Genomic DNA, 22,792 nt, shown 5'->3' with positions numbered 1-22,792 from the left:
GATTGGTCATGACCGCTCCCGCAGTCTCGGGTTGAACAGTTCGTCGACGGCGTCCATGAACAGGACGATGCCGAGGGTGATGAGCAGGATGCAGGTCAGCGGCGCCAGCAGGTACGTCAGTGCCTCCGGGCTGCTCATCACGCCGCCGGAGAAGACCGCCTGGTTGAGCATCACTCCCCAGTTCTCGCTGGAGAACGGCACGACGCCGAGGAAGAACAGCGCGACCTCGGCCCCGATGAAGCCGATCACCGACAGCAGCAGGTTCATCGCCACGTAGGGTGCGATGTTCGGCAGCAACTCGCGCAGCAGGATGTGCCGTTGTGACAGGCCCAGGCCGCGGGCGGCCTCCAGGAACCCGCGCTCGCGCAGCGACAGGGTCTGTGCGCGCACCGCGCGGGCGATGCCGCCCAGCCGGTGGCGCCCAGCACCAGGCCCATCTGGAACGCGCTGGTGAAGCTCCACAGCGTGACAGCACGATCAGCAGCGGCAGACCGGGCAGGGTGAGGACGAAGTCGGTCCCGCATCAGGCCGGAGTCCGCGAGCCCGCGCCGGAAGCCCGCGACCAGGCCACCAGGGTGCCGACGGCGGCGGCGACCAGGGCGCGACCGCCGGGTGAGCAGCACGTAGCGGGCGCCGACCACCACCTCCTGGAGCACGTCGGAGCCGGCGAAGTCGGTGCCGAGCCAGTGCTCGCGCTGGGCGGGGCGTAGACGGCTTCCGGGTCGACGGCGATCGTCCCGGGTACAGCAGTGGCCCGAAGGCGGCCATCAGGGCGAACAGCGTGATGATGCCCAGTCCGACGACCCGGCCGGGCGCCGGGTCAGCACCCGCAGGGTCCGGTGCGGCGGGAGGAGGGCGCGGGGCGGCGGGGGCCGGAGAGGAAGGTCACGGTCATCGCCTCACCCGGGGTCGATCACCGAGTACAGCATCTCGGCGAGGATGTTCGCGACCACGATGGTCACCGTGATCAGCAGGAAGGCGCCGCCCATCAGCGGGTAGTCCCGGTTGCCGATGCTCTTCAGCAGCAGGTTGCCGAGGCCCGGGTAGTCGAAGACGTCCTCGATGAGCACCGACCCGGCGAACATGTGGCCGACCGAGAGGGCGAGCGTGGTGAACAGCGGCAGCACGGCGTTACGGCCGACGTAGCGCATCCGGGTGGCCGGGGCGATGCCGCGCAGCTCGGCGGCGAGGATGAAGTCGTCGCCGAGGACGGAGGCCACGCTGGACTTCATGGTCAGCAGCCAGCCGCCGTAGGCGAGCAGCGCGTAGGTGGCCACCGGCAGCACGGCGTGGGTGGCGACCGAGCCCAGGTACTCGGGGTGAAGCCGGGGGCGATGGTCACGTCGCTGGTGTCGCCGTAGGGCAGCACGTTCCACAGGGTGTGGAACAGGAACCAGCAGCAGGGCCAGCACGAAGGACGGCACGCCCGCCATCAGCGAGCCGGACAGCGACAGCAGGCCCCCGCTGCGGGAGTTGCGCCGCACGCGGCGACCACACCGGCGGTGCAGCCCGACCCAGGAAGCTGAGCACCGCCGGACAGCACCGGCAGCACCGTCCAGGGGCACGGCCGCGCGGATCACGTCCGCGACCGGGACGCCGCTGTAGGAGATGGACACCCCCAGGTTGCCGTGGAGCAACTGGCCCAGGTAGCCCAGGGTACTGGTCCGGCAAGGGCTCGTGCGAGGTGAACCCGTACACCACGGCGACCTTGGCCCTGGCCATTCGGGCGGCATGCCGCCAGCACGTACGACTCGTAGGCGGCGTCGCCGGGGTTGCCCGGGAGTGCGTGGACGAGGAAGAAGGTGAAGGTGGCGACGGTGAACACCATCGCCAGGCCGGCGGCCAGCTTGGCCGCGAGCCGGAGGAGGAAGCCTTCATCCGGCGCTACTTCTTCCTGGGCTGGACGTAGCCCTGCATCATCCACACGCCGGGCGAGTTGCTCAGCAGGCCGTCCTGACCGGACTTCGGGAAGTTGGTGAACCGCTTGTCGTCACGAACTGGACGTTGGTGTAGTCCCAGATCTGGATGACCGGCACCTGCTGGTTGGAGAGCCGGGCCAGCTGCTGGACGACCTCCTTCTGCTCGCGGGCTTGAGGACGGTCAGCCGGGCGGTCAGCTCACCGGGGTTGACGGTGGCGCCGTCGAGGGCGAAGGAGGTCGGGGTGTTGAGCCCAGTTGCCCGAGCCCTGGCCGGACTTGTGGGTGACGGTCGCGCCGATCGCGGGTGAAAGCCGTCGTCCGCGCCGTAGAGGCGCTGGAAAGGCCGCGTCGGTGCCGGGGCCCAGGGCCGTCAGCCAGAAGCCGACCGGATACTGCCCGTCCGCCATCTCCTTCTTGTAGGTGCTGAAGTCGGCGGTCAGCGCGGTCTTGGTCGGAAATGCCGAAGGCGTCAGTCTGGTTGGCGACGATCGGTGCCGCCGGCGATCCAGTCGCTGAAGCCGTTGACGGTCTGCAGCGTGATGGGTTCCCACGGCCGTGCCGTCGGGCAGATGCCAGGCGCCGTCCTTCTTGGTGAGCCCGGCCCGCTGGAGGAGTTCGGCGGCCTTGGCCTCGTCGTGCCGGTAACGGGTCGAGCGCTGCCTGCTGCTCGGAGGTGAGCCACTTCTCGGCGACCTTGTCGATCAGGCCGGTGGTGGCCTTCGACGCCGTGCCGCCGGCCGGCTGGCCGACCTTGGTGACGGCTTCGCGGTCGATGACGTGCGCGAGGGCCTGGCGGACCTCCACCTTGTCGAACGGGGCGACGCTCTGGTTGAAGGCCAGCGCCGCGTCCACGTAGTTGATGGCGTCGACGCGCTGGTTGCCCGCCTTCAGGATGCGCTGGAGCACGTTGTCGGGGATGGCGGTGACGGGCGCGGCGTCCAGCTCGCCGTTGGTCATGTAGCTCCAGATCTGGTCGTTGCCGGTGTAGTTGCGCACGACCACCTGCTTGGGGCCGATCCTGTCCGCGGCGAAGAAGTGCGGGTTGCGGTCGAGCACCGCGGAGCCCGGATTGACCCGGGTGATGACGAACGGGCCCGGCCGAGACGTCCTTGGCGGGGGCGAACGCGGAGACCTTCTTGCCGATCTCGTTGAGCTTGTCGACGGCTGCCTTCGCCGCATCGGCCTGCGCCGGGTCGGCGCTCTGGCTGGCGTGGATCACCTCCCAGACGTCGGCGGGCAGCAGGGAGCCGTACACCGAGGCGGGGACGATCTTCTGGGTGAGCACCAGGGCGCGGAACTGGATGTTCCTCGCCCCGGGCACCTGGCTGATCTCGTAGGTGTGCGGCGCGGTCTCCTTGACCTCCGCGACGTCCAGGCCCTGGGTGAGCAGGCCGGCCCCGATGGTGGCCGAGCCCTGGGTGAGCGCGATGGCCAGCGAACGCCCTGACGTCCTCGACGGTGACGGGCGCGCCGTCGGACCACTTGGCGTCGGGCTCCAGCTCGACCGTGATCGAGGTGTCGGTGGTCTTCCAGCTCCTGGCCAGGCCCGGGAAGAAGTCGTTCGGGTCCTGCGGGTTCTTCTTGGTGAAGCCCAACTGCATGGTGTCGTAGCCGAGGAAGGTGTTGCCCGGCGGCGTTGAACGGGTTCATCGGGGCGCCGGCCGAGATCGGTGGTTGCCGTCGATGGTGGTGAACGTTCCGCCCCCGGCGGAGTCCGAGGACCCCGCGCCGGGGGAGCAGGCCGCGGTCCCGCCGAGCAGGAGGGGCGGCCGCGAGGGGAGGACTGCGCGTTCTGGCGTTCTTCATGGGAGCGGGACTCCGATCAACCGGTGCGTGAGGGCGCAGCTGCAGTGCGCCGACCGTAGGAGCCGTGACCCGCTTTCGTCAATGAGTTACGCGGAAGGTTTGACGTTCGTAACTCGATGACTCGCTTGGAGCTGGGGGTTGTTGACGCCCCGACAGGTACAAAGCAACCAAAGCGGCGGGAGGCGATGTTGCAAAACAACGTAACGGGCACGACGATGGCAGAAACCGAGAGGACACCCGATGACCCCGAGCCGTTCCGTCCGCGTCGTGTCGCCCACCGAGCGGCGCAACCCCCGCACCCTGGGCATCGACCGGGCCGACCCGCTCGACGTCCTGCGGCTGCTCAACGCCGAGGACGCCCTCGTCCCCGCAGCCGTGGCCGAGGTGCTGCCCCGGCTTCGCGGCCGTGGTGGAGGCCACGGCCGAACGGCTGCGCGGCGGCGGCCGGTTGCACTACTTCGGCGCGGGCACCTCCGGACGCACCGCCGTGGTCGACGCGGCGGAGCTCGGCCCACCTTCTCGCTGCCCTCCGGCATCGTCGTCGCCCACCACGCGGGCGGCCCGGCCGCGCTGGTCACCGCCGTCGAGGGCAGCGAGGACAGCGAGGAGCTCGCGCCTGCGACGCCGCCGAGGTGGGACCAGGTGACGTGGCGGTGGGCGTCGCCGCCAGCGGCCGCACCCCCTACGTGGCGGGCGCGCTGGCCACCGCCCGGGCCGCCGGGGCGTTCACCGTCCTGGTCAGCGCCAACCCGGGCGCGCCGCTCGCGCACCTGGCCGACGTGCACGTCGCCGTCGACACCGGCCCCGAGGCGATCGCCGGCTCCACCCGGCTCAAGGCCGCCAGCGCCCACAAGCTCGTCCTCAACGGCCTCTCCACCGCCGTGATGGTGGCGCTGGGGCGCACCTACTCCAACCTGATGGTGGACGTCTCCGCCAGCAACGCCAAGCTGCGCGGCCGACTGGTGACCATCCCTGATGGAGGCCACCGGACTCGACGAGGAGCCCTGCGCGCACGCCCTCGCCGGGGCGGACGGCGAACTGAAGACCGGCCCTGGTCTGCCTGCTGGCCGACTGCGCGCCCGACGAGGGGCGCCGCCGCCTGGCCGCCGCCCGCGGGCGGGTGGCCGACGCCCTGGAGGCGCAGCCGATCTGACGCCTGCCGGGCGCGCCCGCGGCGGGCCGGGCCACGGCCCGCCGCGGGCGCGCGGCCTACAGGCGGTGGTTGCGCACCGCTGCGTAGGTGCGCTCCAGGGCCTTCAGCGTGCGGCCCGGTGGCGTTGGGCCACCCCGACGAAGAGGCAGTCCACGACCGTGAGCGCGGCGATCCGGCTGGCCATCGCACCGGAGCGGAAGGTGGTCTCGCGCACCGCCGTGGTCAGCACGTGGTCGGCGTGCTCGGTGATCTCCGAGCGCGGGAAGTTTGGTGATCGCCACCGTGGTGGCTCCGTTGCGCCGCGCCTCCGCGAGGACCTCGACGGTGGGCCGCGGTGTCGCCGGTGTGCGACACCCCGATCGCCACGTCGCCGCCGCGCAGCAGCGCCGCCGAGGTCAGCGCGATGTGCGGGTCCACCCAGGCGTTGACCCGGCGGCCGATCCGGTGCAGCTTCTGCTGCAGGTCCAGGGCGACCAGGCCGCTCGCCCCCACCCCCGTACACGTCGATGCCGTCGGCCGAGGAGACCGCGTCCACCGCCCGCTTCAAGGCGTGCAGGTCGAGCTGGCCGACGGTGTCCTCGACCGCGCGGGCGTCGGCGAAGCCGAGCTTGGCGACGATGTCGGCCAGCGAGTCGCGCGGCCCGATGTCCGCGCCGACCGCGCTCCAACCGGCGCTGCTCTCCTCGACACTGGCCGCCGAGGCCAGGCCGATCCGCAGGTCCGGGTACCCCTTGAGGCCGAGCGTGCGGCAGAACCGCATCACGGTGGTCTCCGACGTGCGGCACTCGGCGGCCAGCTCGCTGATGGTCTGCGCGGCCACGTTCGCCGGATCGGCGAGCGCGGCCTCGGCGACCCGGCGCTCGGCGGGCGCCAGCGAGGGCAGCAGCGCCCGGATCTGGACGAGCACCGTCTGCGGCGGGCCGCTGGGCGCGGGGGCGGCGGCGGGGCGGGCGGCGGACCTGCGCCTGGGGCGGGTTCCGTCGGCTGCTGTCATCGGGGTTCCTTTGCGTGGAGAGGACCGGGGCGTGCAGGGCTCAGGCAGGTCGGGCGCCGGGCGGGGTCCGCGGACCGGGATCCGGATTCGTCAGAGCGTCGCAGACCGCCCGCCGCAGCGCCACGACCACCGAGGCGTCCCGGCCGAGGTGGACGCCGTTGGTCAGCAGCACCGCCCACGGGCCGCCGGACGGGGAGAGGGCCACGCTGGTGCCGGTGAAGCCGGTGTGCCCGGCGCCGTCGGACGGCCAGTGCCGCGCCATGTGGTCCCAGCGGTCGCCGCGCAGCGTCCAGCCCAGCCCACGGCGGCCGCCCAGCCCTTCGGTGTGGCAGCGCAGCGCCTCGGCGCGGACGTCAGGGGAGAGGATCGGCGAGTCGACGGCCAGCCAGCCGCGCTGCAGGTAGCGGGCCAGGTCACCGGCGGTGCCGAACAGGCCGGCGTGGCCGCACACCCCGCCCAGCGCCGCCGCGTTCTCGTCGTGCACCGTCCCGACCGGGACGCTCCCGTCGGGCCGGGGCTCGGTGGCGGCGGTGCGGCCGTGCCAGTCGGCGGGCGGCCGGTAGCGGGTGTCCGCCAGGCCGAGCGGGTCCAGCACCAGCTCCCGAACGGCCCGGTCCAGCGGCGCCCCGACACCGCGCGGACGACCTCGCCCAGCGCGACGAACCCCAGGTCGGAGTAGGCGACCGCGGTGCCGGGCGCGGTGACGAGCGGCTCGGCCAGGGCGGCGGCCAACCGGTCGGCGGGCGTCCCGGGCAGCTCGTGCAACGGCCGGTGCGGGGGCAGACCCGAGGAGTGGCTCAGCAGGTGACGCACCGTCACCGCGTCCTTGCCCGCCCCGGTGAACCCCGGCAGGTGGCGGCGGATCGGGTCGTCCAGGCCCAGCGCCCCGGTGTCGGCCAGCCGCAGGACGGCGGGCAGCGTGGCCGTGACCTTGGTGAGCGAGGCGAGGTCGTAGACCGTGTCGGCGGTGACCGGGGCGGCCGGGCCGGTCGCCGCCGTGCGGCCGAAGGCGCGCACCAGCGGTTCACCCTGCGCGCCCCACCCGGTGGCCAGGACCGCCCCCGGCAGGCCGCCGGAGGCGACGGCGGCCGCGACGAGCGCGGCCGCCGCGGCGGCGCCGCGGGCCAGCTGCTCGGGGTCGCCGGGTGCAGGACGGATCATCGTCATGGCTTGCTCCACGTGCCGGGCCGTACGCGCCGGGGTGGGGGAGGTCTGGTGGCCCCGGGCGATCGTTGGTATTTTTCCACCGCTCGAAAGCTCAATCATGTTATCAAGCAACGGATTGGACGGACAGCATGAGGGACGCCGCACCACCCGTGCTGCGCACCGCGCACCACGGCGACCTCCCCGGACTGCGCGGAATCGTGACCGCTTCGCTCGTCCACGACCCCGACGCGGCCAGGGTGCTGACGCTGCTGTGGGAGCTCACGGCGGACCGGCCCGACCTGCGGGTCGTCACCGAGGCCGACGGCGTCGTCACCGGCCTCGCCCTCGGTCGGCTCGCCCCGCAGCCCGACGGTCCGCGCCCGCGCGCCGGGCACACCACCCTGCTCGCGGTCGCCCCCGGGCACCGCGGGCAGGGCCACGGCCGCACCCTGCTGGCCGGCATCGAGGAACGCCTGCTGGCGGCCGGCGCCACCCGCCTGGTCGTCCGCGGCACCCCGCCCCACTACGCCTGGCCCGGACTCGACATCCGCTACACCCCCGCCGTGTGCCTGGTGGAGGCCGCCGGGTACGAGCACACCGCCGACGCGTTCAACATGCTCACCGACCTGACCGACACCGACCTGGCCACCGCCGACGACGAACGGAGGCTCGCCGCCCTCGGTGTGCGGGTGCGCCGCGCCCGCCCCGAGGACGCCCCCCGTTTCCTCGCCTGGATGCGCGGCTGGGGCGGCAGTTGGGCCGAGGAGGCGGCCGCCGCGCTCGCCCACGAGCCGCCGCGCTGCCACGTCGCGGTGCAGGGCGACGGCGCCGCCGAGGAGTTCGTCGGCTTCGCCTGCCACGGCGTCAACCGCGACGCCTGGTTCGGGCCGATGGGCACCGCTGAGTCCCAGCGCGGCCGCGGCGTCGGAGCCGTCCTGCTGCGCCGCTGCCTGCGCGACCAGCAGGAGGCGGGCCTCGCCGAGTCCGAGATCGCCTGGATCGCCCCGTACCGGTTCTACGCTCGAGCGGTCGGTGCCCGGCTGCACCGGGTGTTCCGCCTCTACCAGAAGGAACCGCACGTGCCCGTCCTGCCCGCCCTCCCGCAGGAGCAGCGCTCATGACCCTCCCCGGCGCCGCACCCCGAGCCGCCGACCGGACCCGGCGGCGCGACCTCGCGGTGCGCGCCGCCGTCCGTGCCGGGCTGCTCGACCCGGACGACACGCCCCTGGCGGCCTTCCTCGACCTGCGGGGCATCGCGGAGAGCGCCGCCGCCCTGCACGCCGCCTGGCCCGCCGGCGAGAACGTCGAGCACACCTTCGCGGCCAAGGCCAACAGCCTGGTACCGGTGCTGCGCCTGCTGCGCGGGCTCGGACTGGGCTGCGAGGTGGCCAGCCCCGGCGAACTGGCACAGGCCCTGGCCGCCGGATTCGGCCCCGGTCAACTGGTGCTCGACTCGCCCGCCAAGACCCGCCCCGAACTGCGCGCGGCGCTCGCCGCCGGAGTCGCCGTCAACATCGACAACTTCCAGGAACTGCGGCGCGTCGACGCCCTGGTGGCCGGTTCGGGCACCGCGTCCCGGATCGGCCTGCGGATCAACCCGCAGGTGGGGATCGGTGCCATCGCGGCGATGTCCACCGCGGGCCACGAGTCCAAGTTCGGCATCGCGCTGGGCGACCCCGGCAACCGGGAGCGCATCGTCGACGCCTTCCTGGCCCGGCCCTGGCTGCGCTGGCTGCACGTGCACGTCGGCTCCCAGGGCTGCCCGTTGGAACTGTCCGCGGCCGGGGTCGCAGCCGTGGTCGCGCTGGCCGAGGAGATCGACCGCCGGGCCGGCGCGGCCCGCGTCGACGGCATCGACGTCGGCGGCGGACTGCCCGTCAACTTCGCCGACGACCGCGACGACCCGACCTTCGCCGACCAGGTCGCCGCGCTCCGGTCCGGCGCCCCCGGCCTGTTCGGCGGCCGCTATCGGCTGGTCACCGAACTCGGCCGCGCCCTGCTGGCCAAGAACGGCTTCCTGGCCACGCGGGTGGAGTACACCAAGCGCTCCGGCGGCCGGGCGATCGCCCTGACCCACGCCGGCGTGCAGGTCGCCGCCCGCACCGTCTTCCTCCCCGACGCCTGGCCGCTGCGGGTGCTGCCCTACGACCCCGACGGCCTGCCGCGGCCCCCCGCCGGCGGCGCCGACGGCACGGTGCCGCAGGACGTCGCCGGACCGTGCTGCTTCGCCGGCGACCTGGTGGCCCGCGCCCGCGAACTGCCGCTGCTGGCACCGGGCGACCTGGTGGTGCTGCCCGACACCGGCGCGTACTACTTCTCCACCCCGTTCCACTACAACAGCCTCCCGCAGCCCGCCGTCCACGCCTACGAGGTGGACGACGGCGGCGAGGTCCGCTTCAGCCTGCTGCACCGGCAGGAGACCGTCGAGGACGTGGTGGCCCGCACCCTCGGCGAGCTTCCGGGCGGTGCGCCGGTGACCGCGGACGGGGCGTGGCGGTGAGCGCGCCGGAGGACCCGGCCCTGCTGCGGCTCGCCGACGGCGTGCTGCAGCCCGGCTTCACGGGTCTGACCGCCCCCGACTGGATCCGCCGCCGCCTGGCCGGCGGACTCGGCTCCGTCCTGCTGTTCGGCCGCAACTTCGCGCCCCCGCCCGGCGGCCGCGCGCAGGCCCGGGCCCTGGTGGCGCAGTTGCGCGCGGAGAACCCGGACGTGCTGGTCGCCGTCGACGAGGAGGGCGGCGACGTCACCCGGCTGGAGTGGGCGACCGGCTCCTCCTGGCCCGGCAACCTCGCGCTGGGAACCGTCGACGACGAGGACCTGACCCGCGCGGTGGCCCGCTCGATCGGCCGCGAACTGGCCGCCCTCGGCATCGACCTGGACTACGCGCCGGACGCCGACGTCAACTCCGACCCGCGCAACCCGGTGATCGGCGTGCGCTCCTTCGGCGCCGACCCCGCGCTGGTGGCCCGGCACACCGCCGCGTGGGTGCGCGGCCTCCAGCAGGGCGGCGCCGCCGCCTGCGCCAAGCACTTCCCCGGGCACGGCGACACCGTGGTCGACTCCCACCTCGGCCTGCCGACCGTCACCGCGGACCTCGCCGAACTGGAACGCGTCGCCCTCCCGCCGTTCCGGGCCGCAGCGGCGGCCGGGGCACGGGCCGTGATGACCGCCCACATCCTGCTGCCCGCCCTCGACCCGGACCACCCGGCGACGGTCAGCCCGCGCATCCTCACCGGCCTGCTCCGCCACCGGCTCGGCTTCGACGGGCTGGTGGTGACCGACGCCGTCGAGATGCGCGCGGTCGCCGACCGCTACGGCCACGCCGGTGCGGCGGTGCGAGCGCTGGCGGCCGGGGCCGACCTGGTGTGCCTCGGCGACCGCGGCGCGGCCGAGGAGTACGACGCGCTGCGCACCGCCGTCGCGCGGGCGGTCCGCACCGGAGACCTGCCCGAGGAGCGCCTCGCCGAGGCCGCCGCCCGGGTCGCCGACTTCGCCCGCTGGGCCCGCGCGCTCCGTGCGGGCGCCCGAGCGGGGACGGCGGGAGGCGCCGACCCGGGAGCCGCCGCAGCTCGCGGGAGCGGGCACGTCCGTGGGACGGCGGGAGGCCCGGCCGGGCACCGCGCGGGTACGCCGGTGGTGTTGGTCCCGCCGGGTGCGCCGGGTGCGCCGGGTGCGCCGGGTGCGCCGGGGCCCGACGGGCCGGCGGCGGCGGACGGGCGGACGCCGGCGGACCGCGCCGAGCCGCCGGTCGGACCGGCCCTGGGCCTGCTCGCGGCGCGCCGCGCGCTCGCGGTGGCCCGGCCCGCCGGCGTCCCGCCGCAGGGCCGAGGCGCCCCGTGCGTCGCCGAGTTCCGGCCGACGCCGACGGTCGCGGTGAGCACCGCCACCGTCTGGGGCCTGGCCGAACCGCTGGCCTCGCTCCTGCCGGGCACCGAGGTGCGGCAGGTGGGCCAGGAGGAGGCGCGGGACGACCCGGACGGCACCGTGGACCGCCTGTGCGCCGCGGCCGAGGGCCGAACACTGGTGCTGGTGGTGCGCAACGCCCACCGGCACGCGTGGATGGACGCGGCGGTCACCGCCCTGCTCGTCCGGCGGCCGGACGCGGTGGTGGTGGAGTTCGGCCTGCCGCGGTCGGCGCCCCGCGGCGGGCTCCACGTGGTCCCGCACGGCGCGGCACGGGTGTGCGCCGCGGCTGCGGCGGAGGCGGTGGCCGCGTACCTGGGGGCTGACCGCGCGGCGGAAACTTCCCGCCGTAGCGGTCTGCACGTCAACCGGCACTGGTGGGAGTCGGAGCGGACCAGTGCGGCCCGCGGCGGGGCAGTCGGGGTCGAGTGCGCCGCCGCGGACAGGCCCCCAACTGGGTGGAAATCGTCTGATGGTCCGTCAGAACTGGTATTTTCCGGCGGTCTTGAGGCCGGACGGGCATGTTGCACGGAGGGAAATTTTCTGCCGCAGGCCTTGCCGGGGGCGTCAATTTCCGCACTACTGGTCCCCGGGCCGGTGCACTCCCCTTCCCGGTCCGCCCCCCACACCGTCTGCAGGAGCAGCCATGCCGCCCAGCGCGCCGTCGTTCCTGAACCACCGGTCGGCCGTCCTGGCCGTCGCCCTCCTCCTCCCCCTGGGCGCCGCCGCCCTCGGCGCCCCCGCCCCCGCGGCGGCCGAGCCCCCGGCCGCCGCGGCGGGTGCACCCGGGCCGATCACCCACCCCGATGCCGACCACCTGGGCTCCACCCTCGCCGGCCGCCCCGCGGCCGGCACGGACGCCCGCCCGTCCACCGCCGACTCCCGCAGCGCCCGCACCGTCCAGCCGGCCGGGACGCTCGCCGCCGCGCTGCCCGCCGGCGCCAGACCGCTCGGCCTCGACGTGGCCGCGTACGAGCCGAACGTCGACTGGGCCGCCACCGCGGCCGCCGGGGCCTCCTTCGCCTACGTCAAGGCCACCGAGGGCACCAGCTACACCAGCCCGACCTTCTCCTCCCAGTACAACGGCTCGGCATCGGCCGGACTCCTGCGCGGCGCCTACCACTTCGCCCTGCCGGACCGCTCCGGCGGGAGAGCCCAGGCCGACTTCTTCGTCGACCACGGCGGCAGCTGGAGCGCCGACGGCACGACCCTGCCGCCGCTGCTGGACATCGAGTACAACCCCTACGGGGCGACCTGCTTCGGGCTGAGCACCTCCGCGATGACCGCCTGGATCCTCGACTTCGGCAACGAGGTCAAGGCCCGCACCGGCCGCTACCCCAGCCTGTACACCACCACCGACTGGTGGCGCACCTGCACCGGAGACTCCGCCGCCGCGGCCGCCTACCCGCTGTTCGTGGCCAACTACACCGGCAGCGCAGCCCCCGCTCCCAACGGCTGGACCGGGCAGCACATCTGGCAGTACGCCGACGCGGGCGTCTTCCCCGGCGACCAGGACGTCTTCAACGGCACCCCCGCCGAGCTCCGGGCCCTCGCCCTCGGCACCGGCACCACCACCCCGCCCGCGCCCGCCGCCCCCGCCTGGCCGCTCACCCAGCAGGGCGACAGCGGCACCCGGGTCACCGTGCTGCAGCACCTGCTGAACGCGCACGGCGCCTCCCTCACCGTGGACGGCCAGTTCGGCCCCGGCACCCGCAGCGCGGTCGTCTCGTACCAGAGCGCCGCCGGACTCGGCGCCGACGGCGCCGTCGGGTCGGCCACCTGGCAGTCCCTCACCGGCACGCTGCTCCAGGGCGCCTCCGGCAGCGCCGTCAAGGCCGCCCAGGTCGGACTGAACGCGCACGGCGCCTCCCTCACCGTGGACGGCCAGTTCGGCCCCGGCACCCGCAGTGCCGCGCAGACCTACCAGACCGCCCAGGGTCTGCCCGCCGACGGCGGCGTGCTCAAACCGACCTGGCTGGCACTGGTCGCCTCCTGACCTCCCCCACCCGCGCCCCCACCTCCGTCCCCCATCGAGAGGCAGGAACGACGTTGCCCACCACCCGCCCCCCGCACACACCGCTGCGCGCCACCCCGGCACGCCTCGCCGCCGCCCTGCTGGCCGCCCTGCTGACCCTCCTGGGCGTCGCCGTGCCCGCCCACGCCGCCGCCCCCGCCTGGCCGGTGCTCGCCCAGGGCGCCGGCGGCAACGACGTCGCCAGCCTCCAGTTCCTGCTGCGCCAGCGCGGCCAGAGCCTGGTCGCCGGCGGCTACTTCGACGCGCAGACCAGGAGCGCCGTCGTCTCCTTCCAGAGCGCCAACGGCCTGACCGCCGACGGTGTCGTCGGCCCCAACACCTGGGCCGCCCTGGTCGTCACCGTCTCGCCCGGGGACACCCAGGACAACGCCGTCCGGGCGGTGCAGTTCCAGCTCCAGAAGATCGGCTACGACGTGCCCACCGACGGCGTGTTCGCCGGTGCCACCACCACGGCCGTCGACGACTTCAAGGCCGGCCGGCAGCTCACCGGCGGCAGCACCGTCGGCCCCACCACCTGGCAGTACCTGCTCGGCGCGGCCGCCGGGAGCGGCGTACACGGCGGCTACGCCTTCGTGGTGCCCAAGGGGGCCGTCTCCGGCGGCCGCGACAGCCTGCTCCAGCCCCACCACGACTACCCGGCGGCCGACATCCCGGTCGTCGAGTGGACCGACGCCTTCGCCGTCACCTCCGGCACCGCGCGCCAGAACGGCGGCGCGAGCGACGCCTGCGGCTACGGTCTGGCCATCGACGGCGACGACGGCGTCACCTACCAGTACTGCCACCTCAACAGCCGCCTGGTCGCCACCGGCACCCGGGTGACGCCGGGTCAACTCGTCGCCTACACCGGCAACACCGGCAACACCACCGGCCCGCACCTGCACTTCGGGATCTTCCGCGGCGGCGTCTCGGTCTGCCCGCAGCAACTGCTGGCCGCCCTGTGGGACGGCGCCACCCCGCCGTCCCCGCAGTCGCTGCCGACGACCGGCTGCTTCTACTGACCGGCGACGGCGCGTGCCCCGTCCGGTCCGGGCGGGGCACGCGCCGCGGACCCGCCGCACCGCGGTCCGCTCCCGCCCGACGCCCCGTCATGACGAACAGGAGCCCCCGCATGCGCCTCCTCCCGCACCGCCGCCTCGCCCTGCCGGCCGTCGCCGCCCTGACCGCCGGGCTGCTGACCGTGCTCGCCCCCGCCGGCAGCGCGCCGCCGCCGGCGTCCGCCGCCACCGCGTCCGCGCTCACCGCCGACCTCGACCGGCTGCTGACCGACCCGCGGCTGGCCGGCGCGACGGCCGCCGTGAAGGTGGTGGACGCCGATACCGGCGAAGTCCTGTACGCGCACGACTCCCAGCACCTGGTGCTGCCCGCCTCCACCATGAAGCTGGTCACCTCCGCCGCCGCGCTGGATCTGCTCGGCACCGGATACCGCTTCGGCACCGACGTCCTGGCCGCCGGTCGCAGCGACGCCGGAGTCCTGCGCGGCGACCTCGTCCTGCGCGGCGGCGGCGACCCGAGCCTGCTGGCCCAGGACCTCGACGCCCTGGCCGGGCAGGTCGCCGAGAGCGGCGTGCGCCTGGTGACCGGCTCGCTGGACTACGACGCCTCCCGCTACGACGACGTCCCGCTGGGCAGCGGCTGGGCCTGGGACGACGAGCCCTACTACTACAGCCCGCAGATCTCCGCGCTGACCCTCGCCAGTGACACCGACTACGACATGGGCACCCTCCAGGTCACCCTCACCCCGGGCGAGCCCGGCAAGCCCGCCGCCGTGCGGGTCGTCCCCGCCGACACCGGCGTGGAGATCACCGGCAGCGTCACCACCGGCGGGGCCGGCAGCGGCTACAGCGTCGACGTCACCCGCCGCCACGGCACCGGCGAGATCGTGCTCTCCGGCAGCCTGCCCGCCGACAACGGACCCGACGACGAGTGGGTCACCGTAAACGACCCGGCCGAGGTCACCGCCCGCGTCTTCGCCGCGGCCCTGGCCCGGCACGGCGTCCGCGTCCTGGGCCGCGGCCCGGTCGCCGCCGCCACCCCTGACGGGGCCCGCCGGGTCGCCCACCACGACTCGGCGCCGCTCGGCGACCTGCTCGTGCCGTTCCTCAAGCTCAGCAACAACGGCATCGCCGAGCACCTGGTCAAGGAGATGGGCCGGGTCGGCGACGGCGACGGCAGCTGGTCCGCCGGACTCGCCCGTACCGCCGACTTCCTGCACCGCAACGGGCTCGACCCCACGCCGGCCCGCCAGGCCGACGGCTCCGGCCTGTCCCGCTACGACCTGGTGACCGCCGACCGCTACACCGCGCTGCTCGCCCACGCCCGCAAACAGCCCTGGTTCGCGACCTGGTACGAGGCGCTGCCGATCGCGGGCAATCCCGACCGGATGGTCGGCGGGACCCTGGCCAACCGCATGCGGGGCACCGCGGCGGCCGGGAACGTCCACGCCAAGACCGGCTCGATGAGCGGCGTCAACACCCTCGCCGGGTACGTCACCTCGCCCGAGGGCCGCAACCTCGTCTTCGCCGTCCTGGTCAACGACTTCGCCGGAGCCAGCCCGCGTCCCGTCATCGACCAGATCGCCGTCCGTCTCGCGGCGGGCCCGGCCCCGGCCGAGCAACTGCGCGCCCAGGTCGAACGCGGCAGCGCCGACCCCTCGGACGAGCCCTCCCCGTCGACCGGCGCGCGCGGCCGCACCTGGGACTGACCGTCCGCGGGGCGGGGCCGCCGAGGCACTCGCCCCGCACGGTCCGCACCGACAACCACTCCGCACCACGACGGAAGACGGGGAACCCTTGTGCCCACCACCCCCCACCGCGCCCGGCCCGCTGGTGATCGGGGCGGACTCCGGAGGCCCGGCCGCGCCCGCCGAGGCCCGGCGGTTGCACCGGGCCGTGGCGGGGCTGGGGCCCGCTTGACCGGGCGGCCGCGGACGCTACTCGGCGGAGTGCGGGGCCCGGGTGCGGACGGCGGCGCTCGGCACGCCCTCCCGGCCGACCCGGTCGACGGCGGTGACCACGTACCAGGCGTCGCGCACGCCCTCCGGTTCCTCGAACCGGCCGACGGCCGCCGGGACGACGGCCACCAGGTGGGCGGCGTCCAGGACCGGGTCGCGCCCCGGGGCCGTGTCGTACCGGTAGACCGCGTACCGGAACGGCGCCGGCCGGGCGCCGTCCCGGCCGTGGCCGCCGCCGCCCCGGACGCCGATGTCCAGACCGTCCGAGCCGCCGCGGCGGACCCGCACCCCGGGCCGTCCCGGCGCGGCGCCGCCGGCCAGCCGGGGCAGCAGCGGCACCAGGGCGGGCCGCTGCCAGTGGTCGGCCCGCAGGCGGCTGACCGCACCGATCCGGTCGGCCCAGGTGTCCTTCGCGCTGAACAGGATGTCGCCGCTGACCTGCGGCAGGGTGGCGTTCAGGTCGAGGTGGCGGGAGAGTTCGGCCGGGTCCTGCCACGGAGCGGGCTGGGCCGGATCGGCGACCTTGTACACGGCCTGGCCGATCCACAGCAGGGTGTCCGTCCCGGCGGTCTGGGCGGCCCACCACGGCGCCAGCGCGCCGTAGTCGGCCACGGCCAGCCCGATGTGCCAGTACAGCTGCGGGGCGATGTAGTCCAGCCACCCCTTGGCGACCCAGCCGCGGGTGTCGGCGTGCAGGCCGTCGTACGACTGGAACGCCCGGGTGGGGGAGCCGGCGGGGTCGCTGCTGTCGTTGCGCCACACCCCGAAGGGGCTGATGCCGAAGCACGCCTCCGGCCGTGCCGCGCGCACCAGGTCGCGCATCTCGCGCACCATCAGGTCGACGTTGTTGCGGCGCCAGGCGTCGCGGTCGTCCCAGCCCGCGCCGTACGCGGCGAAGGCGTCGTCGTCGGGGAAGTCCCGGCCGCTGACCGGGTAGGGGTAGAAGTAGTCGTCGAAGTGCACCCCGTCGACGTCGTAGCGGCGCACCGCGTCCAGCATCGCCTGCTGGGCGAAGCGGCGGGCGGCCGGCACCCCCGGGTTGTAGTACAGCTTGCCGCCGTAGGAGACGGTCCACTCCGGGTGGGTGCGGGCCGGGTGGTCGGGCACCAGCGCGGTGACGTCCGGCTGCATGGAGACCCGGTACGGGTTGAACCAGGCGTGGAAGGCCAGGCCGCGCTCGTGCGCCGCCCCGACCATGAACGCCAGCGGGTCCCACCCCGGGTCCTGACCCTGGACGCCCGTGATCCACTGCGACCAGGGCTCGTACGGGGAGGGCCAGAACGCGTCCGCCGTGGGCCGGACCTGGACGAAGACGGCATTCAGCCCGCGGGCGACGGCCCGGTCCAACTGCCCGAGGAAGTCGGTGCGCAGGCGTTCCGGCGGCAGGCCCGGCGCGGACGGCCAGTCGATGTTCACGACCGAGGCGATCCACACGCCGCGCAGCTGCGCCTTGGGACCGGCGGCCGCCGGGGCAGCGGCGTACCCGGTGCCCGCCCCGGTCAGCAGCCCGCCGCAGGCGCCGGAGGCGACGACGGCCAGCGCGGAGAGGACCGACCGCCGCGACGGGGCGGGGGAGCGGCGGGGGGAATCGGACGACGACATGGCGACTCCGGGGGCTGGAAGGGACGGGAGCGCTCGGTGGCGCGGACGGCGCACTCCCGGCGGGGAGCGCCCACTGTGCCGGGTGCGCCGAGCGGCCGGTCAAGGGATTCGCCACTCCGCGCGCCGGATTCCACTGTCAGACAACTTTCCGCTCCCGCGGACACCACCCGGCACGACACGTCCACCTCGACCCCGGAGCGAACACGGTGAAAGTCCTCGGCCTGATGTCCGGCACCTCCCACGACGCGATCGACACCGCCGTGGTCGACCTCGTCCTCGACGACGGCCCCGCCCGCAACGGCGGCCCGGTGCTGCGCGGACGGCTGCTGCACCACGGCGCGGCGCCCTACCCGGACGCGTTGCGGGACGACCTGACCGCCGCCCTCCCGCCGCACCCGGTCGACCTGGCCGCCGTCTGCCGCCTGGACACCCGGATCGGGCACGCCTTCGCGGCTGCCGCGGCCGGGGCGGCCGCCGCCGTCGGCGGCGTCGACCTGGTGGTCTCGCACGGGCAGACCGTCTACCACTGGGTCGAGGCCGGGCAGGTGCGCGGCACCCTCCAACTGGGCCGCCCCGCCTGGATCGCGGAGGCCGCCGGAGCCCCGGTGGTCGCCGACCTGCGGGCCGCGGACGTGGCCGCGGGCGGCCAGGGCGCACCCCTGGTCGCCCTGCTGGACGTCCTGCTGCTGGCCGGCCTGCCGGGCCGGACCGGGGTGCGCCGGGGCGCGCTGAACCTGGGCGGCATCGCCAACCTCACCGTCCCGCGCACCGCCCGCGGCACCCCCGCCGCGTACGACACCGGGCCGGCCAACGCGCTGCTGGACGCGGCGGTGCTGCGCGCCACCGGCCGGCGCTACGACCGCGACGGCGCGCTCGCCGCCCGGGGCCGGGTCGACGACCGGCTGCTGGCCCGGCTGCTGGCCGAGCCCTACTACCGGCGCCCGGCGCCGAAGTCCACCGGCAAGGAGCTGTTCCACGCCGCCTACCTGGAACGGGTCCTGACGGAGCACCAGGACGCCGGGTTCACGCGGCCGACGACCGCGGAACTGCTGGCGACCCTGGTCGCGCTGACCGCCCGCACGGTGGCCGACGAGGTGCGCCGGCACGGCCTGCAGGAGGTGCTGGTCTCCGGCGGAGGCTGCCGCAACCCCGTCCTGACCGCCCGTCTCGCCGCCGAACTGCCCGCGGTGGCTCTGGTCCCCAGCGAGACGGCCGGCCTGCCCGCCGACGCCAAGGAGGCCGTGGCGTTCGCCGTCCTCGGCTGGCACACCGTGCACGGCCTGCCCGCTTCGGTGCCGTCCTGCACCGGGGCCCGCGGCGCCCGGGTGCTGGGCACGCTCACCCCGGGCCCCGGCGGCCTGCCGCACCCGCCCCCGGTCCGCCGCCCACCGGCCGCGGCGCTGTTCCACCCGCCGGGCGACGGCACCTGACGGATCGACAGAGTGTCGGCACCACGGCGACCGGCATCGACATCCCGTCCATCGCGGCGCACGCGAGCCCGCCCCTACGGTGGGGGCCCGCGGAGGACAGCGGCCCGTACCGGCCCACCGGTACGCCCCGCCCCGGACGGCAGTGCAGCCGACCGCCTCCGCCCTCCCGCGCACCCGCACCGCACATCCCCGTCTCCGGTACCCCCTTCCTGCCCCGCGGGCAGGAACCGAGAGGAACACAGCGGCCATGCACACCCCCCGGCACAGACCCTCCCACGCGCGCCCCTGGCCCGCCCTCGCGGCCGCCACCCTCCTGGCCCTGGCGCTCTGCGCCTGCGGCGGCACCGCCGACGGCGGCGGGAACTCCGCCGACCAGGGCCCCGGCACCCCCGGCGGCACCTACACCGTCGCCCTGACCGAGCCCAACCACCTGACGCCGGGCCAGACCACCGACAGCTACGCGATCCAGGTCATCCAGGGACTCTTCGACACCCCGGTCACCCTCGACCCGAAGGACGGCCACGTCCTGCCGCTGGCGGCCGCGTCGGTCGAGTCGACCGACCAGAAGGTCTGGACGGTCAAACTGCGCCCGGACGGCGTGTTCCACAACGGCGAGAAGGTCACCGCCCAGAGCTTCGCGGACGCCTGGAACGCCGCCGCCTACGGCCCCAACGGCTGGGAGTCCAACTACTACTTCGCCCAGATCGAGGGCTACGCCGACCTCAACCCCGGCAAGGACCAGCAGCCCAAGTCCGACAAGCTGTCCGGCCTGAAGGTGGTCGACGACACCACCCTGCAGGTCACCCTGTCCGCGCCGTTCAGCCAGTTCCCGATGCTGCTGGCGTTCACCGCCTTCGCGCCGCTGCCCAGAGCCGCGTTCACCGACCCGAAGGCGTTCGACGCCCACCCGATCGGCAACGGCCCGTTCCAGATGGACGGCGACTGGGCGCACGACCAGAAGATCGCCCTGACGAAGGCCCCCGCCTACGCCGGCAGCCGCAAGCCGATGGCCGACGGCGTCACCTTCAAGATCTTCACCAGCAAGGACACCGCCTTCACCGAACTCCAGGCCGGCAACGTCGACATCATGACGACCGTGCCCGCCGCCCGCGCCCCCGAGGCCAAGCGGTCCTTCGGCGACCGCTACTCCGTCCGACCCAGCGGCACCATGGACTACCTGGGCCTGCCGCTGTGGGACCCGCGCTTCAAGAACCCCGACCTGCGCCGCGCCCTGTCGATGGCCATCGACCGCCCCGGCGTCACCCAGGCCATCTACAACGGCGTCTTCAAACCGGCCGACTCGATCGTCGCCCCGATGATCCCCGGCCACCGCGACGGGGCCTGCGGCGAGGCGTGCGCCTACGACCCGGCCAAGGCCAAGGCGCTGTTCGACAAGGCCGGCGGCTTCAGCGGCCCGCTGGAGCTGTACTTCTCCAACTCCGACCCCACGTACGAGCAGTGGATGACCGCCGTTGCCAACCAGCTCAAGCAGAACCTCGGCATCCAGGACATCACCTTCAAGAAGATGGCCTCCGCGGACCTCGGCCCGATCCTCAACAAGCGGCAGGGCACCGGCCCCTACCGCCAGAACTGGGTGATCGACTACCCGAGCATGCAGAACTACCTGGACGGGCTGTACAACCCCGACAACCGGATGGGCTGGAGCGACCCGCAGTTCGACGCGCTCATCGCCCGGGGCAACGCCGCGAAGGACGGCAAGGACGGCCTGGCCGCCTACCAGCAGGCCGAGGACCTCGCCCTCCAGCAGATGCCGCTGATCCCGCTGTGGAACTGGCAGGACCAGTCGGCCTGGAGCGACAAGGTCGGCCACGTGCTGATCGACCCCTACGTCACCGGCCTGCACCTCGACCAGGTCACCGTCCGGCACTGACCGTCCGCGGCGGCCCGCAGGCCGCCGAGGGCACCCCGTACGCACGTCCGCCGCGGCCCGGCACCCGACCGGGCCGCCGGGCCCCGACCCCCGGGGGCAGCCTCCCATGGGCAGATTCGTCGCCCGGCGCCTGCTGCACGCGATACCCGTGCTGCTGGCGACCACCTTCCTCATCTACGCCCTGGTCTTCGTCCTGCCGGGCGACCCGATCCAGGGCCTGGCCGGCGACCGGCCCGTCCCCCCGTCCGTGCTCGCCGAACTGCACCGGCGCTACCACCTGGACGACCCGCTGGTGGTGCAGTACGCCAAGTACCTGGGCGGCCTGTTCACCGGCGACTTCGGCACCACCTTCCGAGGCCAGCCGGTCGGCGACGTGATCGCCGAGCGGTGGCAGGTGACCGTCCGGCTCGGACTGACCGCCTGGTTCTTCGAGGTCGTCCTCGGCATCGCCCTCGGCGTGTGGGCCGGCCTCAACAAGGGCCGCTGGGCCGACAACCTGGTGCTCGGCGCGACCACCGTGGTCATCGCGGTGCCCGTGTACGTCGTCGGCTACCTGGCCCAACTCGTCCTGGGCGTCCGGCTCGGCTGGTTCCCGGTCTCCGGCGGCGACGCCGGCTGGCCCGCCGCCTACGTGCTGCCCGGCCTGGTCCTGGCCTCCTTCGGCCTGGCGTACGTCGCCCGCCTCACCCGGGCCTCCCTGGTGGAGAACCTGCGCGCCGACTACGTGCGCACCGCGGACGCCAAGGGCCTCAGCCGCCGACGGGTGGTGATCGGGCACACCCTGCGCAACTCGCTGATCCCGGTCGTCACCTTCCTCGGGGTGGAACTCGGCTCCCTGATGGCCGGGGCGATCGTCACCGAGTACATCTTCAACCTCCCCGGCATCGGCCAGCAGGTCTTCCAGTCGATCCAACTGCGCGAGGGCCCCACCGTCGTGGGCATCACCACCGCCCTGGTGCTGGTGTTCATCCTGGCCAACCTGGTCGTCGACCTCCTCTACGGCCTGCTCGACCCGAGGATCCGCCATGACTAGCCCCCACCCGCCGGGCCCGACCGAGGACCTCCTGCCGCCCGCCGCCGACGCCGCCGCGCCGCCGCAGGCACGGCCCGCCTCGCTGAGCCGCGACGCCTGGCGGCAACTGCGGGCGCGCCCACTGGTGTGGGCCTGCCTGGCGGTGATCGCGCTGATCGGGCTGATGGCCGCCGTCCCGGGCCTGTTCACCGCGCTGCTCACCGACGACGACGGCCGCTGCGAACTCGCCCGGTCCAAACTCGGCCCGACCGGCGGCCACCCCTTCGGCTACGACCTCCAGGGCTGCGACTACCTGGCGCAGGTCGTCCGCGGCAGCCGCCCCTCGCTGCTCGCCGGAACGGCGGTCACCACCGGGGCGCTGCTGGTGTCCGTGGTCCTCGGCCTGCTGGCCGGCTTCTACGGCGGTTGGGTGGACAGCCTGCTCTCCCGCGCCACCGAGGTGGCCTTCGGCCTGCCGTTCGTCCTGGGCGCCACCGTCATCCTGGTCGCGTTCCCCCGGCACGGCCTGGGCGCGATGACGCTCGTCCTGGTCGCGCTCGGCTGGAGCACCATGACCCGGGTGATGCGCTCCCAGGTCATCGCGGTCAAGGACGCCGACTACGTCCGGGCCGCCCGGATGACCGGGGCCCGACCGTCCCGGCTGATGCTCCGGCACGTCCTGCCGAACGCGATCACGCCGGTCGTCGTCGTGGCGATGCTCAACGTCGGCAACGTCATCTCCGGCGAGGCGACCCTCGACTTCCTCGGCGTCGGACTGCAGTACCCGGCCGTCAGCTGGGGCCTGCAACTCAACACCGCGCAGAGCTACTTCCTCGACCACCCGCACCTGCTGGCCTTCCCCGCCCTGTTCCTGTCGGCCACCGTGCTGAGCTTCATCCTGCTCGGTGACGCGGTCCGCGACGCCTACGACCCGAAGCTGAGGTGAGCGC

The 22,792-nt window shown here is 74.6% G+C and carries 17 protein-coding genes and 3 pseudogenes; 12 read left to right on the top strand and 8 right to left on the bottom strand.

Annotated features, from left to right (window positions below):
* Positions 1–6: 6 nt before the first annotated feature.
* Together BX266_RS39490 and BX266_RS39485 are read right to left on the bottom strand one after the other, a co-directional pair.
* The gene (locus tag BX266_RS39490) at positions 7–462 is read right to left on the bottom strand and encodes an ABC transporter permease subunit (RefSeq protein WP_259465226.1); all 456 of its coding nucleotides are present in this window, start codon (positions 460–462) and stop codon (positions 7–9) included.
* 437 nt (positions 463–899) lie between these two features.
* A complete protein-coding gene (locus tag BX266_RS39485) occupies positions 900–1,484 on the bottom strand; it encodes an ABC transporter permease (protein ID WP_220659712.1) in 585 nt (194 codons plus the stop codon).
* 302 nt (positions 1,485–1,786) lie between these two features.
* On the opposite strand from BX266_RS39485, the gene BX266_RS40645 reads away from it, so the two are divergent.
* On the top strand, positions 1,787–1,909 hold the full coding sequence (locus tag BX266_RS40645) for a hypothetical protein (RefSeq protein WP_259465225.1): 123 nt from the start codon (positions 1,787–1,789) through the stop codon (positions 1,907–1,909).
* Positions 1,910–2,112: 203 nt separating this feature from the next.
* Here the strand turns inward: BX266_RS40645 and BX266_RS37150 are convergent, their stop codons facing one another.
* Positions 2,113–3,099 (bottom strand): ABC transporter substrate-binding protein, encoded by a 987-nt coding sequence (locus BX266_RS37150; protein WP_120314481.1) that lies wholly within the window; start codon positions 3,097–3,099, stop codon positions 2,113–2,115.
* On the opposite strand from BX266_RS37150, the gene BX266_RS39230 reads away from it, so the two are divergent.
* Positions 3,057–3,257, top strand: a complete 201-nt coding sequence (locus BX266_RS39230) for a hypothetical protein (RefSeq protein ID WP_183096896.1) — start codon at positions 3,057–3,059, stop codon at positions 3,255–3,257. The two genes, BX266_RS37150 and BX266_RS39230, sit on opposite strands and share 43 nt — an antisense overlap.
* Positions 3,258–5,101: 1,844 nt before the next feature.
* Here the strand turns inward: BX266_RS39230 and BX266_RS41430 are convergent.
* From BX266_RS41430 to BX266_RS41420, 4 genes and pseudogenes are all read right to left on the bottom strand, one after another.
* The gene (locus tag BX266_RS41430; protein WP_399171336.1) at positions 5,102–5,371 is read right to left on the bottom strand and encodes an SIS domain-containing protein; all 270 of its coding nucleotides are present in this window, start codon (positions 5,369–5,371) and stop codon (positions 5,102–5,104) included.
* A gap of 256 nt (positions 5,372–5,627) precedes the next feature.
* Positions 5,628–5,873: pseudogene (locus tag BX266_RS41425) on the bottom strand (MurR/RpiR family transcriptional regulator); the annotation flags it as partial.
* A gap of 40 nt (positions 5,874–5,913) precedes the next feature.
* Entirely contained in the window at positions 5,914–6,492 is a 579-nt protein-coding gene (locus BX266_RS40640) for a serine hydrolase domain-containing protein (RefSeq protein ID WP_310794854.1), read from the bottom strand.
* A gap of 62 nt (positions 6,493–6,554) precedes the next feature.
* Positions 6,555–7,034 (bottom strand): annotated as a pseudogene (locus BX266_RS41420) (serine hydrolase domain-containing protein); the annotation flags it as partial.
* A 134-nt stretch (positions 7,035–7,168) separates the two neighbouring features.
* On the opposite strand from BX266_RS41420, the gene BX266_RS37125 reads away from it, so the two are divergent.
* The 6 genes and pseudogenes from BX266_RS37125 (at position 7,169) to dacB (ending at position 15,658) form a co-directional block, all read left to right on the top strand.
* The gene (locus tag BX266_RS37125; protein WP_099906875.1) at positions 7,169–8,140 is read left to right on the top strand and encodes a GNAT family N-acetyltransferase; all 972 of its coding nucleotides are present in this window, start codon (positions 7,169–7,171) and stop codon (positions 8,138–8,140) included.
* Positions 8,137–9,519, top strand: a complete 1,383-nt coding sequence (locus BX266_RS37120; RefSeq protein ID WP_099906879.1) for a diaminopimelate decarboxylase — start codon at positions 8,137–8,139, stop codon at positions 9,517–9,519. The genes BX266_RS37125 and BX266_RS37120 overlap by 4 nt, the downstream gene beginning before the upstream one ends.
* A pseudogene (locus BX266_RS37115) lies at positions 9,510–10,952 on the top strand (glycoside hydrolase family 3 N-terminal domain-containing protein); the annotation flags it as partial. The gene BX266_RS37120 and the pseudogene BX266_RS37115, both read left to right, overlap by 10 nt.
* A gap of 616 nt (positions 10,953–11,568) precedes the next feature.
* The gene (locus tag BX266_RS37110) at positions 11,569–12,918 is read left to right on the top strand and encodes a GH25 family lysozyme (protein WP_099906884.1); all 1,350 of its coding nucleotides are present in this window, start codon (positions 11,569–11,571) and stop codon (positions 12,916–12,918) included.
* Between the two features lie 53 nt (positions 12,919–12,971).
* Entirely contained in the window at positions 12,972–13,955 is a 984-nt protein-coding gene (locus tag BX266_RS37105) for a M23 family metallopeptidase (protein WP_143687079.1), read from the top strand.
* Positions 13,956–14,065: 110 nt separating this feature from the next.
* Positions 14,066–15,658: a D-alanyl-D-alanine carboxypeptidase/D-alanyl-D-alanine-endopeptidase gene (gene dacB, locus BX266_RS37100; protein ID WP_180290737.1), complete on the top strand. Its 1,593-nt coding sequence runs from the start codon at positions 14,066–14,068 to the stop codon at positions 15,656–15,658.
* A 228-nt stretch (positions 15,659–15,886) separates the two neighbouring features.
* Here dacB and BX266_RS37095 read toward each other — a convergent pair whose 3' ends face one another.
* Positions 15,887–17,509 (bottom strand): glycoside hydrolase family 10 protein, encoded by a 1,623-nt coding sequence (locus BX266_RS37095; protein ID WP_099906888.1) that lies wholly within the window; start codon positions 17,507–17,509, stop codon positions 15,887–15,889.
* 206 nt (positions 17,510–17,715) lie between these two features.
* Here BX266_RS37095 and BX266_RS37090 point away from each other — a divergent pair, with 206 nt between their 5' ends.
* The 4 genes from BX266_RS37090 (at position 17,716) to BX266_RS37075 (ending at position 22,788) form a co-directional block, all read left to right on the top strand.
* Positions 17,716–18,939 carry an anhydro-N-acetylmuramic acid kinase gene (locus BX266_RS37090; protein ID WP_099906889.1) on the top strand — a complete coding sequence of 408 codons (1,224 nt, stop codon included), beginning with the start codon at positions 17,716–17,718 and terminating at the stop codon, positions 18,937–18,939.
* A 247-nt stretch (positions 18,940–19,186) separates the two neighbouring features.
* Positions 19,187–20,830, top strand: coding sequence for an ABC transporter substrate-binding protein (locus BX266_RS37085; RefSeq protein WP_099906891.1), 1,644 nt, complete (start codon positions 19,187–19,189; stop codon positions 20,828–20,830).
* A gap of 106 nt (positions 20,831–20,936) precedes the next feature.
* Positions 20,937–21,863: an ABC transporter permease gene (locus BX266_RS37080; RefSeq protein ID WP_099906892.1), complete on the top strand. Its 927-nt coding sequence runs from the start codon at positions 20,937–20,939 to the stop codon at positions 21,861–21,863.
* The gene (locus BX266_RS37075) at positions 21,856–22,788 is read left to right on the top strand and encodes an ABC transporter permease (RefSeq protein ID WP_099906894.1); all 933 of its coding nucleotides are present in this window, start codon (positions 21,856–21,858) and stop codon (positions 22,786–22,788) included. The genes BX266_RS37080 and BX266_RS37075 overlap by 8 nt, the downstream gene beginning before the upstream one ends.
* Positions 22,789–22,792 lie beyond the last annotated feature (4 nt).

This window comes from Streptomyces sp. TLI_171 (assembly GCF_003610255.1).
Lineage (GTDB): Bacteria > Actinomycetota > Actinomycetes > Streptomycetales > Streptomycetaceae > Kitasatospora.
The sequence above is the reverse complement of the archived record's forward strand: the minus strand, read 5'-3'. Positions and strand labels throughout refer to the sequence as shown.

Coding starts and splice junctions, on each gene's coding strand:
- BX266_RS37110 (WP_099906884.1), top strand. CDS start 11,569: ATGCCGCCCAGCGCGCCGTCGTTCCTGAACCACCGGTCGGCCGTCCTG.
- BX266_RS37075 (WP_099906894.1), top strand. CDS start 21,856: ATGACTAGCCCCCACCCGCCGGGCCCGACCGAGGACCTCCTGCCGCCC.
- BX266_RS37080 (WP_099906892.1), top strand. CDS start 20,937: ATGGGCAGATTCGTCGCCCGGCGCCTGCTGCACGCGATACCCGTGCTG.
- BX266_RS37085 (WP_099906891.1), top strand. CDS start 19,187: ATGCACACCCCCCGGCACAGACCCTCCCACGCGCGCCCCTGGCCCGCC.
- BX266_RS37125 (WP_099906875.1), top strand. CDS start 7,169: ATGAGGGACGCCGCACCACCCGTGCTGCGCACCGCGCACCACGGCGAC.
- BX266_RS37150 (WP_120314481.1), bottom strand. CDS start 3,099: ATGCGGCGAAGGCAGCCGTCGACAAGCTCAACGAGATCGGCAAGAAGG.
- dacB (WP_180290737.1), top strand. CDS start 14,066: ATGCGCCTCCTCCCGCACCGCCGCCTCGCCCTGCCGGCCGTCGCCGCC.
- BX266_RS37095 (WP_099906888.1), bottom strand. CDS start 17,509: ATGTCGTCGTCCGATTCCCCCCGCCGCTCCCCCGCCCCGTCGCGGCGG.
- BX266_RS37120 (WP_099906879.1), top strand. CDS start 8,137: ATGACCCTCCCCGGCGCCGCACCCCGAGCCGCCGACCGGACCCGGCGG.